Source organism: Nonomuraea sp. NPDC050547 (genome assembly GCF_044457345.1).
GTDB lineage: Bacteria > Actinomycetota > Actinomycetes > Streptosporangiales > Streptosporangiaceae > Nonomuraea.
The window spans coordinates 233,053-246,466 of the sequence record NZ_JBITGW010000005.1 but is presented as its reverse complement, the minus strand read 5'-3'; the positions used below and the strand labels follow the sequence as shown (position 1 = coordinate 246,466).

Sequence of the window (13,414 nt, the reverse complement as noted above, 5' to 3'; positions counted from 1 at the left end):
AGGTGGCATCCTATGGGGCGTGAGCATCCATACGGTGAGCCCCCGGTTCGTCGGGCGCGCGAGTGAACTCGGCGCGCTCGGTCGTGCGCTGGCCCGCGCCCGGTCCGGATCGGCCTCGACCGTGCTGGTCGGCGGCGAGGCGGGCGTCGGCAAGACCCGCCTGATCAAGGAGTTCGCCGAGCGGATCGGCGACGCCCGCCAGCTCGTCGGTCACTGCCTGGAGCTGGGCACGGACGGCCTGCCGTTCGCGCCGTTCACCGCGGTGCTGCGGCGGCTGCTGCGCGACATCGGGCACGACGGCATGTCCGCGCTGGTGCCCGGCGGCAACACGCGCGGCCTGGCCCGCCTGCTGCCCGACTTCGGCGAGCCGGACGGCGACGGCGCCGAGGCGCGCGCCCGGCTGTTCGAGCTGGTGCTCGGCCTGCTGGAGCACCTGGCGGAGCAGCGGCCGGTGCTCATGGTGATCGAGGACGCCCACTGGGCCGACCGCTCCACCCGTGACCTTCTCTCGTTCCTCGTGCGCTACCAGCGCACCGACGTGCCGCTGCTCATCGTCGTGACCTACCGCACCGATGAACTGCACCGCACCCATCCGCTACGCCCCCTGCTGGCCGAGCTGGGCCGCGTCGACTGGGTGACCAGGATCGAACTCGGCCGCCTGACCCGCAAGCAGGTCGTCGCCCAGGCGGCCAGCATCCTCGAACACGAGCCGTCGCCCGTCGCCATCGACGAGATCTACGCCCGCAGCGAGGGCAACCCGCTGTTCGTGGAGGCGCTGCTGAGCGAGGGCGGCGGCGGTGACAGCCTGCCGGAGTCGCTGCGCGACCTGCTGCTGGCCAGCGTCGAACGGCTGCCGGAGGAGACGCAGGAGCTCATGCGGGTGGCCAGCGCCGGTGGCCAGCGCATCGAGCACGACCTGCTGCTCGCGGTGACCGGGCTCGACGACGGCGAGCTCTCGCGCTCCCTGCGGCCCGCCGTCGCCGGCAACGTGCTGGTGGTGGACGGCGAGGGCTACGCCTTCCGCCACGCGCTGATCCGCGAGGCGCTCCACGACGACCTGCTGCCCGGCGAGCACTCCCGGCTGCACACCCGCTTCGCCGAGGCGCTCGAACGCGACCTGGCGATCCTGCCCGCCCCGCGCGGCGCCATCGAGCTGGCCCACCACTGGCACGCGGCGCACGACGCGCTGTGGGGGCTGGTCAGCGCCTGGAAGGCGGCGGCCGCCGCGCGCAAGTCGGCCGCCTACGACGAGCAGCTGCGGATGCTGTCGCGCGTGCTCGAACTGTGGTCGAAGGTCCCCGACGCCGCGGAACGCATCGGCGCCGACCGCGTTCAGGTCCTGCGTGCCGCCGCCGCGGTGGCCTTCAACGCCGGGGAGTTCGACCGCGGCATCTCGCTGGCCAGTGCCGCGCTGGAGGAGGTCGACCCGGTCACCGACCCGGTGCGCACCGCGCTGCTGCTCAGGTTGCGCGGGCTGCTCCGCTACGACCTGGGCCGCAAGGGCAACCTGGAGGACCTGCAGGCGGCGGCGAAGCTGGTCCCCGCCGAGCCGCCCACCAAGCTGCGCGCCCAGATCGCCGAGTCGCTGGCGCGCATGTGCAACACCCGCGAGATGTGGCCGGACAAGATCGCCTATGCCGAGGAGGCGGTGCGCATCGCCCGTGCCGTCGGCGACGGCGCGACCGAGGCGCACGGGCTGACGACCCTGGCGTGGGGCCGGTTCAGGTTCGGCGACGTGGAGGCGGGGCTGGTGAAGTTCGCCGAGGCCCGCGAGATCGCCATGGGCGACAAGGCCTACAACGCGCTGATGCGCACCGCGATCTCCGAGTCCGACCGGCTGGAGGGCGCCGGCTGGCACGAGGAGGCGGTCAAGGTGGCCCGCCGCGGCATCGCCGACGCCGAGGAGTACGGCCTCGCGCGCACCTCGGGCACGTTCCTGGCGATCAACCTGGCCGAGCCGCTGGTCTCGCTGGGCCGCTGGGACGAGGCGCTGGAAGTGATCGAGCACGCGCTGGATCTGGCGCCGCCCGCGCCGTACCGGGCGAGCCTGCAGGGGTTCGTCGGCGACATCGCGTTGTGGCGCGGCGACCTCGACAAGGCCGAGGCGATGTTCGCGGCCCAGCAGAGCGTGATCAAGCGCACCATCTACCGCGACCAGCACATGCTGCCCGTCGCCGCCCGCGAGATCGACCTGCACATCGCTCGGGGGCGGACGGAGGAGGCGGTGGAGGCGGCCATGCGCGTGCTGCGCGAGCAGGATCTGGCCGCCAGCCCCCGCTACGCCTGGCCGGTGCTCATCCCGTGCGCGATCCTGGGCGGCGCGGTGCTGGAGGAGGCCAAGGCGCAGGCGCAGTGGATGACGGCCGAGGGCGTGCTGCAGGAGGCGGAGCGGCTGACGTTCAACGCGATCGCGGGGGCGGCCGGCGATCTGGTCGCCTGGGACGCGGCCGCCGAGGCGTGGGCCGGGTTGCGGCAGCCGTACCAGGAGGCCAGGGCTTTGGCGGGAGCGGCCAGGGCCGCGCACGCGGCGGGCGCGCGCAAGGACGCGGCCGAGCGGCTGACCAGGGCGCGTGAGCGGGCCGAGCGGCTGGGCGCGCGGACGCTGCTGGAGGAGCTCGACGCGTTCGCGCGGCGGGCGCGCATCGCGGTGGCCGACGAGCCGGAGCCGCAGGGGCCGCAGTTCGGGCTGACCGCGCGAGAGCTGGAGGTACTGCGGCTGCTCACCGACGGCAAGAGCAACCGGGAGATCGGCGGCGAGCTGTTCATCTCGGTCAAGACCGTCAGCGTGCACGTCTCGAACATTCTGGGCAAACTGGGCGTCTCCTCCCGCGGGGAGGCGGCCGCCACCGCGCACCGCACGGGGTTGTTCGACGGCTCAGCCGGTTAGCTGGGCCTCCAGCCGGTAGCCGTCGACGGTCACGTAGACCTGGTCGCCGGGGCGCGCGTTGAGCCGCATGAGCACCGGCTGCAGCGAGTCGAACACCGGCTGGTGCCCCTGCCAGACCAGCACGATCGCGTTGTCGCCCGGTCCGGTGACCGACAGCAGCGTGCCGGGCCGCATGCCCAGCTGGGCCGCGTACCCCTCCGGCACCGGCACCGGGCCGCCGCGCAGGTGCTCGGGGGTGACCTCGATGCGCTGCCAGCGGCGTGGATCCGAGGTCGGGCTCGGCGGCGGGGGCGGCGGCGTCGAGGGCGTGCCGGCCAGCATCGGCGAGCGTCCGCCCGACAGCGCCGACAGCGTCGCGAGCGCCGCCGACGGGTCGATGTTCCCCGCGGGCGCGGCCGGGATCGGCGTGCCGCCCCGGTGATGGTGCCCGTTCGCTCCGGGGGTACGGCGGGGCAGCGGCTGCTGCGGCGCCGCTTCCGCGGCCGGGGCGGCCGGGGCGCGGGGTGACTCCGGCGGCAGGGCGTCCAGCCACGCCTGCGCGGAGTGGCGGCGGATGCCGAGCTGTTCGAGCAGTTCGTGACGGTCGGCGTCGTTCGGGGCCGTGGCCAGGAGCTGGCGGGTGCGGTTCTGCAGGCCGTGCAGGTCGCCGACCACGAGCCAGCCGTCCTGCAGGCGGCGGTCGGGCATGAGCGTGACCAGCACGCGCCACAGCGGGCTGCGCAGCGAGGGGACGATCACCGGGTGGGCCGGGTCGGCGCCGATCAGCTGCTCCTGCGTGGCGGCGGCGCCGAGCCACTCGGTGAGGCGGAACATGTGGCCCGTCACCGGCGCGGACTCCGACGAGCGCAGCCAGTGCAGGACACGTTCCTCGGCCATGCGCTGGGCCTGGGACAGGACGTCCCGCTCGACGAGCATCTTGTGGGCCAGCGTGCGCAGGCTGACCGGGTCCTCGGCGAACAGGCGGTGGGTGGCCACGGCCAGTTCGAGGCGGTCCATGCCGCGGAACAGCCCGTCCACCACGCGGACCATGGCGTGGTCGGTGTCCGACGGTTCCGGGGTGGGGCTCGGCAGCGGGGCGCCGGGCAGGCGCTGGGGCAGCGCGCCGGAGGAGCCCGGAGCACCGGGACCGGCCGGGGGCGCGCCTGCTGCCTGACCGGCACCGCTCTGGCCCGCGACGTTCTGGCCAGGGGCCGTTTGGCCGGGTGCCGCTTGTCCGGGGGCTGCCTGCCCAGAGGTCGTGGCGCCCTGTCCGGCGCCGGGCCGGCCCGGGAGCCCGGCGTTCTGGCCGGGGCTGACGGCTGGTGCCCGGCCGGGCACGGTACCTCCCGGCGCTCCTGGCACCGATGGAGCTCCGGGGGAGGGTTGCGTGCTACCGACCGGGCGGGTCGGGCCGTCGGCGGGCGCGGGCGGTGACGTGGCCTGCGCGGGCGCACCGGCACGAGAAGGAGCGCCGGGTACGGCACCCGGGTGGGACGACGCGCCACCAGGCTGACCGCCACCGGGCTGACCGCCACCGGGTTGTGCGCCACCCGGCTGGGCGCCACCCGGCTGGGCGGTGCCCGGGTGTGCGGCGGCCGGCTGTGCGGCGCCCGGCTGTGCGGGCATGGCGCCCGAGTGAGTGGGCGCGGCGCCCGGCTGTGCCGGGCGGGTGGGCAGGGCGTTCGGCTGGGAGGGCGCACTGCCCGGCTGGGAGGGCGCGGTGCCCGGCTGGGACGGTGCCGTGCTCGGGTGGGACGCGGCTCCCGGGTGGGATGGTGGCGTGCCCGGCTGGGAAGCGCCCGGCCGGGATGGGGCGCCGGGGGCGGTCTGGACCGGCAGAGGGCCGGTCTGGGTGGGGAGGGGGCCGGTCTGGATCGGGATCTGGGCGAGGATCTCGCGGAAGACCGAGCCGATCACCGCTTCTCCCGGCGTGCCGGGCGTGGCCAGGTCGCCTGGACACAGGCGGCGCAGCCGGTGCCACCCGCCCAGGCCGTTGATCGCCGAGCGGGTCGGTTCCGGCCAGCCGGGCAGCGTCGGGTCCACGTGGTGGACGGTCAGCGCGGGCAGGACGTCGGCGAGGGACAGATGGTCCCATCGAGCCGAGGCGAGGCGGGCGAGCCGCTCGCACACCCAGTCGAGGCCCGTCGCGCCGAGTGCCCGGGACAGCGCCAGCGAGCTCCACCACCCTGCCGGCAGCCGAGGATCGGCCAAGATCTCCGCTACCTGCTGAGGACGGCTCCAGCGCAGGGCAGGGACCAGGTCGCTCAGGCAGATCGATGACTCGACGTCCATCGGCGGACCGTATCCTCCCCAGAGTGATGCATGTGGCTGGTGGTGCAGCCTACGCGGAAAGCTATCAATCGGTGTGAATAGGGTAAAGATGGTTCAACTGCAAACCGTACCGTGGACGGCCCCCCACTAGGGCCACACAATCGGCACCCGCACGGCATCCTGCCCGCAACGCGGCCCCTTCTCCGGCCCCGGAAAGCCGCGCCGTGAGATACCCGGCGGCGAACGCGTCACCGGCTCCCGTCGAGTCCACCGCCTCGCTCGGCAGCGCCTCCGCCGCGGCCACGATCCGCCCGTCCATGGCCGCGATCGCGCCGCCGGGGCCGAGTTTCACGACCGCGGTGCCGTACCTCTGGCTGAGCAGTTCCGCGGCGCGTTCCGGCGCGGTGGCGCCCGTGAGGAGCAGGGCCTCGTCGCGGTTGGGGATGACGAGGCAGGCGGGGGCGCTCTCGCGCAGGAACCGTTCGACGCCGAAGGCGCGCAGCGGTCCGGTGGAGGCGGGGTCGATGCTGATCGAGACGCCGCGGCCGGCCGCCTCCGCCATCACGTTTCGGGCAAGTTGGAGCCCCTGGTCCGCGAAAAAGGTGTATCCGGACAGATGGAGATGGCGGATGCCGTCCAGCATCGACGGCGACCAGTCGGCGGGGGAGATCCGGCCGCCGGCGCCGCGGTTGGTGAGCATGGACCGCTCACCCGTACGGTCGACCATCGCGATGACCACCGCGGTCGGGTGGTCGGAGTCGACGGAGAGCAGCGGGCGCACACCCGCCTTGACCAGCTCGTTCGTGTGCCACTCGCTGCTGTCGTAGCCGACGCGGGACAGCAGGGCCGTCGGCGCGCCCAGGTGGGCGGCCCAGGAGGCGGTGTTCGCCCCCGAGCCGCCGGGGCGCAGCACGATGTCGGCCTCGGTGTCGGTGCCGGTGGCGACCGGCGTGCCGTGCACGGCCACCACGTCGGTGACGACGTCGCCGATGACGAGCAGGCCCTCGGCAGTCCCGCCGTCCATTACTGGGCCCAGGCGAGGGCGATGCGGGAGGCGAGGGCGACGTTGCCGCGGACGGCGGCGAGGTTGGCCTCCAGGGAGGCGCCGCCGGTGCCGCGCACGAGGTAGTCGAGGAGGAACGGGGTGATCGCCTGGCCGGTGACGCCCTGGCGTTCGGCGGCGGCCAGCGCCTCGCCCAGCACGCGGTCGTGCAGGGCCGGGTCGAGCTGCTGGTCCTCGGGCACCGGGTTGGCCACGATCAGCGCGGTCTCGGGGCCGCCGAAGGCGTCCTGGCCGCGCATGATGGCGGCGGCCTGCTCGGGGGCGTCGATGCGCCAGTCGATCGGCTCGCCGGAGGTGTGGAGATAGAAGCCGGGGAAGGTGTCGGTGCGGTAGCCGGCGACGGTGACGCCGCGCGTCTCCAGCCGCTGCAGCGTCGAGGGCACGTCGAGGATGGACTTCACGCCCGCGCACACGATCGTGATCCGGGTGCGGGCCAGCGTGTCGAGGTCGGCCGACTCGTCCTGCTCCACGGTCCAGCCGCGGTGGACGCCGCCCAGGCCGCCCGTGGCGAAGATCCGGATGCCCGCGCGCGCGGCCAGGAACGAGGTGGCCGAGACGGTGGTGGCGCCGCTGGCCTTGAGCGCGGCGGCCACCGGCAGGTCGCGCTGGCCGAGCTTGCGCAGCCCGGATTCGGTGGCGATGCGCTCCAGCTCGACCTCGTTCAGGCCGATCTTGGCAATGCCGTCCAGCACCGCGATCGTGGCCGGCACCGCGCCCGCGTCCCTGACGACCGCCTCCAGCTCCCTGGCCACCTCCAGGTTGCGGGGCTGGGGCAGGCCGTGCGAGATGATCGTGGACTCCAGCGCGACCACGGGCGAACCGCCGGCCAGGGCCGCGGACACCTCGTCGGAGGGCTGGAGAATGAGGTCGGCGGTGGTGCGCATGATCGGGTACGTGCTCCTTGTGGGACCTTTGACGTGGCACTCTTTGGAACGGTCTATTTCCTGATGTTGTTCCAAAGTGAGCACGTTACGGGGCGATCCCTGACGCGTCCACCCGAGATCACACCAGAAGCGCCACCCCTGCCAGCGAGATGCCGGTGATCAGCGCGGTGGAGATCCCGCCCAGCAGGACGGCCCGCCCGCCCTTGGCCAGTTTCCGCAGGTCGATGTTGGTGCCGAGGCCGAAGAGCGCGGCGGCGAGCAGCACGCTCGTCACCGGGGGCACCGCCGAGGTCAGCGCCTCGGGCAGGACGCCGAGGCTGCGCACCACGACCATCGCCAGGAACCCGGCCACGAACAACGGCATGATCGGCGGCCGGCCACCCCGGCGGGCGGGCGCGGCCGGGGTACGGCAGGCGGCGCCGGCCTGGGCGCGCAGGGTGGTGGCGGCGACCATGGGCGCGAGCAGGACCACGCGGGCCAGCTTGGCCGTGATCGCCACGCCCAGCACCGCCGCGCCGGAGGCGGCGCCGATGGCGGCCACCTGGGCCACCTCGTGCACCGCGGCCCCGGCCCACACGCCGAGCTGCCGTCCCGTCAGCCCCAGCCAGCCGGCCAGCAGCGGGACGGCCACGATGGCGGCGGTGCCGTACACGGTGATGACGCCCAGGGCGGAGGCCACGTCGTCGTCGTCGGAGTCGGCGCTCTCGTGCATGGCGGCGATGGCCGAGGCGCCGCAGATACTCACCCCCGCGGCGATGAGCAGCGCCGTGCCGGGCGCGACCCGCAGCCACCGTCCGAGCAGAGGCGTGAGCACGAACGTGAGGCCGGTCGCCGCCGCCACGATCAGCAGCGTCGGCGCGCCCAGCGTGAGCACCTGGGGCAGGGCGATCTGCAGGCCGAGCAGCACGATCGCCACCCGCAGCACCCGCTTCGCGACGAACTGCAGCCCCGGCCGCAGCCGCTCGTGCAGCCAGCCGAGGTTGTGGAAGGCCGCCCCCGCCGTCACGGCGATGATCGCCGGGCTGAGCGCGGGCAGGAACCGGCTCACGACCAGCGCCATCGCGACCGCCGCCGCGGCCAGGGCGATGCCGGGCAGATGCAGGCGGGGCCAGGCGCGCGTGACGGTGAGGGAGACCATGATCCGAGTCTCCGGCCGTCCGGTACCTCCCAGTAGACATGCATTGCCTGGCAGGTCATAGCCTTAGGCTATGAGCGCGCTGCCGGATCTCGACTCGCTGAAGCTCCTCGTCGACGTGGGCGAGCTCGGCAGCCTGGGCCGTGCCGCGCGCGCCGCGGGCATCGCCCAGCCGTCGGCCAGCAAGCGCATCGCCCAGCTCGAACGCCGCCTCGGGCTGCCGCTGCTGGAGCGTACGCCGCGTGGGTCGGCGCTGACCGCCGAGGGGAAGATGGTCGCCGGCTGGGCCTCGCAGGTGCTGTCGGCGGCGCAGGAGCTCATGCGCGCGGCCGCGGCCGTGCGGCTCAGCGAGGCGGCGCACCTGCGAGTGGCCTCGTCGATGACGGTGGCCGAGTATCTGGTGCCGCGGTGGCTGGGCGAGTTCCAGAACCGCGAGCCGGACGTGCAGGTGGGGCTCGACGTGGTGAACTCCGCCGAGGTCGCCGCGCTGGTGCTGGCCGGCGCGGACGGGACGCCGAGATCGGTCGAGCTGGGCTTCGTGGAGGGGCCGAACGTCCCCGACGGGCTGGACTCGCGCGTGGTCGGGACCGACCGGCTGGTGGTCGTGGTGGCGCCGGGGCATCCGTGGGCGCGCCGCCGTACCGTGCTGCGGGGGGCGGAACTGGCCGCGACGCCGCTGGTGGTGCGCGAGCCGGGCTCGGGCACGCGCGAGACGCTCGACCTGGCCTTCCGCGACCTCCACCAGGCCAGCCCCCGGCTGGAGCTCGGCTCGAACTCGGCGGTGAAGGGCGCGGCCTCCGCTGGCGCGGCGCCCGCGGTGCTGAGCGGCTACGCCGTCGAGGCCGACCTCGCGACCGGCCGGCTGGTCGAGGTGCCGCTGGCCGGCCTCAACCTGGTCCGCAGCCTGCGCGCGGTCTGGCGCCGCGGCCGCACGCTCCCCTCTCCCGCCGCCACGCTCCTCTCCATCGCCAGCCGCCCCTGACCCATCCCTTAGGGCGCTCAACCCCTTCCATCCCTTACGGCAAGCCGCCCCCACGCCACCCGCCGACGCGCGCGGGCGCCGATCGTGGGGGTCGCTTCTCACGTCGGACACATGCCCCGCCGTCACGGCCCCCGGCAGCCTGGTCTATAAATCCCGCTAAATGGTGAATTGATAAACGAGTAAGAGGATTATCTCCTGGCTGGCCGGATCATCGGATGGCATATTGAAGAACCCAGGCGTCCGATTGAAAGGCATCCCCATGCCTGCGTTGCACGGCGAGACCTCGCGCCCCGGCGAAGCCGCGGTAAAAGGCACCAGTAAGAGCGGCCCCGGAGTTCACGGCATCAGCCAGGAATTCGACGGGGTGCACGCGACCACCAATTCCCCGCAGAACGCGGCCATAGCCGGATACAACCTCAACGCCGAAGGGACCGGGGCGACCCTGTTCGCGGAGAACCGGGGGCGCGGGCCCGGTGTGTTCGTCAGGACCGGGATCGGCGCCGCGGTGGACGCCAAGAGCGAGGGGTTCGAAGCCGTCCACGCCGAGACCAACGCTCCGGCCACCGCGGCCGTGGCGGCCTACAACCTCAACGCCGAGGGCACCGGGGCCATCCTGTTCGGGGAGAACCGGGGGCGGGGGCCGGGCGTGTTCGTCAGGACCGGGCAGGGGGCGGCCCTCGACGCCAGAAGTGAGACCTACGAAGCGCTGCACGCCGAGACCAACGCCAGTGAGGTGGCCGCCATCGCCGCCTACAACGTCAATCCGACGGGCACCGGCGCTTCGGTGTTCGCCGACAATCGCGGGCGCGGCCCCGGTGTGTTCGTCAGGACCGGGATCGGCGCCGCGGTGGACGCCAGAAGTGAGGCTTATGAAGCCGTTCACGCCGAGACTAATTCCCCTAATACCGCGGCTATCGCCGCCTATAATCTCAATGCGGACAGTACCGGTGCCGCGCTCTACGCCGACCATCGCGGCGTCGGCCCCGCCGGATTCTTCAAGGGAAATGTCATCGTCACCGGCGACGTCCTTCTCACCGGCGCCGATCTGGCCGAGAATTTCTCGCTCGCCGAAACCGAGACCGACGAGGTCGTTCCCGGCACGGTGGTCGTGCTCGACGGGATCGACCGGGTGCGGATGAGCACCAGCGCCTACGACTCCAAGGTCGCCGGAGTGGTCTCGGGGGCGGGCGACTACCGTCCGGGCGTCATCCTCGACCACCGCGACCAGCGCGCGGGACGCTATCCGCTCGCGCTCGTCGGCAAGGTCTACTGCCGGGTCGACGCCTCCTACGCCCCCGTCGGCGTCGGCGACCTGCTCACCACCTCCGACACGCCCGGCCACGCGATGAAGGCGCTCGACCCCGGCCGGTCCTTCGGCGCCGTGATCGGCAAGGCCATGTCCGCGCTCGACGGGGGCATCGGGCTGATCCCGATCCTCGTCCTGCTCCGCTGAGCCCCGCTGGAGGAATGCCATGCTCTCCGTCCGACTGAGCAAGGCGGTCCGGTCGCTTCCGATCAGCGTGCGCGCCCTGGGGCGCGAGGCGGGACTGCCGGGCCAGGTGTCGGTGCGCGAACTGCTGCGCCGTACCGGCACGCACACGCGGCCGCTCAACGTGAAGGTGCTGCGCTACACCTGGGCGACGAACGCCCCCGACGCCAACGTCCACCCCGTCTGGCCCGACGCGGCGCTGCGCGAGGTCCTCGACGCGCCGAACGGCTGGAGCATGCTCGACTTCTGGTCGGCCTCGACCCTGCGGCTGCGCGAACTGCGCTTCAGTGTGGAGCCGTGGCGCGTGCTGACCGGCATCTCGCAGGTCGGCAACCGCGACGACCGCGGCGGCATGGTCAACCAGACCCGCGCGCAGGCCGAGCGCGACGGCGTCAGCTTCGACGGCGTGGACCGCGTGGTCGTGTTCATGCACCCGCCGCCGTGCAACTCCGGGGCGATCGGCGGCGCCGCCGTCCTCGACCAGGGCGGGTTCCTGTCCTTCTACGACCACGAGATCGGCCACGTGATCGACTTCGAGCACGCCTTCGGCCCCTGCGGCGACTACGTCTACCACGACGACTACTCGGTCATGGGCTTCACCGGCGTGCAGGACCGCGCGGTACCGACGCCGCCCGCGTTCGTCGGCGTCACCGTGATCTCGCCCGGCTTCTTCCGCAGCGACCGCAACCTGTCGCCGGCCGCCCTCTACCGGTACGTGCCGGAGTTCGCCGCGTCCAGCAGCGTGCTCCGCCCGGACCTGTCCACCTCGCCGCGCATCCGCCTGGCCGCCTTCGGCCAGGCGAACCTGCACGACCCCGTGCTCGCGGTGGTCCCGACCAGCCAGGGCGAGATCACCGTCGAGTACCGCGCCCGCTTCGGCCAGGACGCCGCCGTCCAGCCCGCGGTGGTCGTGCACTCCATCGGCCGCCGCCCCGTGCTGGCCTGGCACGGCGAGCAGAACCCGGTCTGGTTCGAGGGCACCGCCGCGGTGGGCGCGAGCCTGCCCACCGAGTACGCGGTGGACACCGTGCTGAAGGTTCAGGTGGTCGCGGTCACGCCGGATCGCCGATACGTGGAGGTGGTATTGACCGATCCGTGACGGGTAAGGTCCCGGGCATGGTGTCCAGGGAGGAACTGCTGCGGCCGGAGCCGCACTGGCAGACGGGGCTGTAGCGGGGCGCCGTTCGTGCCGTCCCATCCCTGCCTCCTGCTTAAGGATCTTTCATGCGTTATGACGCCGTCATCGTGGGCGCCGGGCACAACGGGCTCGTCGCCGCCGCCTATCTCGCCCGCGCCGGTCGCCGGGTGCTCGTCCTCGAACGGCTCGCCCACGTCGGCGGGCTGGCCATCTCGGCCCAGGCCTTCCCCGGGGTGGAGGCGCGGCTGTCGCGCTACTCCTACCTGGTCAGCCTGCTGCCGACGAAGATCGTCACGGATCTGGGTCTGCGGGTCGAGCTCCGGCGGCGGCGTTACGCCTCCTACACCCCGGTCGGGCGGACGGGGCTGCTGGTGGACAACGAGGACGCCGGCCGTACCGAGGAGTCCTTCCGCGCCGTCACCGGCGGCGCGCGGGACCACCGGGCCTGGCGGGAGTTCTACGGGATGACCGCCGAGGTGGCGCGGGCGCTGGCGCCCACGCTGCTCGGGCCGCTGCCCGCGGCGCGTGAGGTCGAGCGGCTGGTCGGGGCGCGGGCCTGGGGGGAGATGTTCGCCGAGCCGATCGGGCGGGCGGTGGAGGCGCGCTTTCGCGACGACACCGTGCGCGGCGTGGTGCTGACCGACGCGCTCATCGGCACGTTCGCCGACCCGGCCGCCGACCTGCTGGCCAACCGGTGCTTCCTCTACCACGTGGTCGGGGACGGGACCGGCGAGTGGAACGTCCCCGTCGGCGGCATGGGCGCGGTGTCCGGCGCGCTGGCCACGGCGGCCCGCGAGGCGGGGGCGGAGATCAGGACCGGGGCCGAGGTGACCGGGATCGACCCGGAGGCCGGGGAGGTGACCTTCCGGCTGGGGGAGGCCGAGCACGTGGTGTCGGCGGAGCGGGTGCTGGCCAACGTGCCGCCGGCCGTACTGGATCGGCTGCTGGGACGCGAGCCGGAGACGCCCGAGGGAGCCCAGCTCAAGGTCAACATGGTGCTGCGGCGGCTGCCGCGGCTCAAGGACGGCGGCGTGGAACCGTACGCGGCCTTCAGCGGCACCTTCCACATCAACGAGAGCCAGGAGCAGCTCGCGCGGGCCTTCGCCCAGGCGGCGCGGGGCGAGATCCCGGCGCTGCCGCCCGCGGAGGTCTACTGCCACTCGCTGACCGACCGGTCCATCCTCGGCCAGGACGGGGAGACGATGACGTTGTTCGGACTGCACATGCCCGCCCGCCTCTTCCGGGACGACCCGGAGAAGTCGCGGCGCGAGGCCCTGGACGCCACGCTCCGCTCGATCAACTCCGTGCTGGCCGAGCCCATCGAGGACTGCCTGGCCACCACCCCCGAGGGCGAGCCCTGCCTGGAGGCCAAGACGCCCGTCGACCTGGAGAACGAGGCCGGGCTGCCCGGCGGGCACATCTTCCACCGCGACCTGAGCTGGCCCTACGCCGACGAGGGCGGCTGGGGCGTCGAGACCGGGCACCCGAGGCTGCTGCTGTGCGGAGCCGGGGCGCGGCGCGGCGGCGGGGTCAGCGGCATCCCCGGCCACAACGCCGCGATGTCGCTGCTTTCCTGACCTCACGTC

The 13,414-nt window shown here is 73.5% G+C and carries 9 protein-coding genes; 5 read left to right on the top strand and 4 right to left on the bottom strand.

Going from position 1 to position 13,414, the window contains the following annotated elements; all coding sequences use genetic code 11:
* Positions 1–19: 19 nt before the first annotated feature.
* Complete coding sequence (locus tag ACIBHY_RS14940; protein ID WP_397306922.1) at positions 20–2,887, top strand: AAA family ATPase; 2,868 nt, start codon at positions 20–22, stop codon at positions 2,885–2,887.
* Here ACIBHY_RS14940 and ACIBHY_RS14935 read toward each other — a convergent pair.
* From ACIBHY_RS14935 to ACIBHY_RS14920, 4 genes are all read right to left on the bottom strand, one after another.
* Positions 2,876–5,158 (bottom strand): hypothetical protein, encoded by a 2,283-nt coding sequence (locus tag ACIBHY_RS14935; RefSeq protein WP_397306921.1) that lies wholly within the window; start codon positions 5,156–5,158, stop codon positions 2,876–2,878. The genes ACIBHY_RS14940 and ACIBHY_RS14935 overlap by 12 nt on opposite strands.
* Positions 5,159–5,222: 64 nt before the next feature.
* Positions 5,223–6,161, bottom strand: coding sequence for a carbohydrate kinase family protein (locus ACIBHY_RS14930; RefSeq protein ID WP_397243101.1), 939 nt, complete (start codon positions 6,159–6,161; stop codon positions 5,223–5,225).
* Positions 6,161–7,084 carry a pseudouridine-5'-phosphate glycosidase gene (locus ACIBHY_RS14925; protein ID WP_397243103.1) on the bottom strand — a complete coding sequence of 308 codons (924 nt, stop codon included), beginning with the start codon at positions 7,082–7,084 and terminating at the stop codon, positions 6,161–6,163. Before ACIBHY_RS14925 ends, ACIBHY_RS14930 begins: the two co-directional genes overlap by 1 nt.
* Before the next feature lie 118 nt (positions 7,085–7,202).
* Complete coding sequence (locus ACIBHY_RS14920; protein ID WP_397243105.1) at positions 7,203–8,222, bottom strand: YeiH family protein; 1,020 nt, start codon at positions 8,220–8,222, stop codon at positions 7,203–7,205.
* Positions 8,223–8,292: 70 nt separating this feature from the next.
* Between ACIBHY_RS14920 and ACIBHY_RS14915 the strand changes: the two genes are divergently transcribed.
* The 4 genes from ACIBHY_RS14915 to ACIBHY_RS14900 all read left to right on the top strand — a co-directional run bounded on the left by ACIBHY_RS14915 (position 8,293) and on the right by ACIBHY_RS14900 (position 13,405).
* Entirely contained in the window at positions 8,293–9,201 is a 909-nt protein-coding gene (locus tag ACIBHY_RS14915) for a LysR family transcriptional regulator (RefSeq protein ID WP_379613366.1), read from the top strand.
* Positions 9,202–9,460: 259 nt separating this feature from the next.
* Positions 9,461–10,654: a hypothetical protein gene (locus ACIBHY_RS14910; RefSeq protein WP_397243109.1), complete on the top strand. Its 1,194-nt coding sequence runs from the start codon at positions 9,461–9,463 to the stop codon at positions 10,652–10,654.
* Between the two features lie 19 nt (positions 10,655–10,673).
* Complete coding sequence (locus ACIBHY_RS14905; protein ID WP_397243111.1) at positions 10,674–11,789, top strand: hypothetical protein; 1,116 nt, start codon at positions 10,674–10,676, stop codon at positions 11,787–11,789.
* Positions 11,790–11,914: 125 nt separating this feature from the next.
* On the top strand, positions 11,915–13,405 hold the full coding sequence (locus tag ACIBHY_RS14900) for a phytoene desaturase family protein (protein WP_397243113.1): 1,491 nt from the start codon (positions 11,915–11,917) through the stop codon (positions 13,403–13,405).
* Positions 13,406–13,414 lie beyond the last annotated feature (9 nt).

What these genes read in the sequence shown, in the direction of transcription:
- ACIBHY_RS14935 (WP_397306921.1), bottom strand. Translation starts at nt 5,158, where the DNA reads ATGGACGTCGAGTCATCGATCTGCCTGAGCGACCTGGTCCCTGCCCTG.
- ACIBHY_RS14930 (WP_397243101.1), bottom strand. Translation starts at nt 6,161, where the DNA reads ATGGACGGCGGGACTGCCGAGGGCCTGCTCGTCATCGGCGACGTCGTC.
- ACIBHY_RS14925 (WP_397243103.1), bottom strand. Translation starts at nt 7,084, where the DNA reads ATGCGCACCACCGCCGACCTCATTCTCCAGCCCTCCGACGAGGTGTCC.
- ACIBHY_RS14920 (WP_397243105.1), bottom strand. Translation starts at nt 8,222, where the DNA reads ATGGTCTCCCTCACCGTCACGCGCGCCTGGCCCCGCCTGCATCTGCCC.
- ACIBHY_RS14915 (WP_379613366.1), top strand. Translation starts at nt 8,293, where the DNA reads ATGAGCGCGCTGCCGGATCTCGACTCGCTGAAGCTCCTCGTCGACGTG.
- ACIBHY_RS14910 (WP_397243109.1), top strand. Translation starts at nt 9,461, where the DNA reads ATGCCTGCGTTGCACGGCGAGACCTCGCGCCCCGGCGAAGCCGCGGTA.
- ACIBHY_RS14905 (WP_397243111.1), top strand. Translation starts at nt 10,674, where the DNA reads ATGCTCTCCGTCCGACTGAGCAAGGCGGTCCGGTCGCTTCCGATCAGC.
- ACIBHY_RS14900 (WP_397243113.1), top strand. Translation starts at nt 11,915, where the DNA reads ATGCGTTATGACGCCGTCATCGTGGGCGCCGGGCACAACGGGCTCGTC.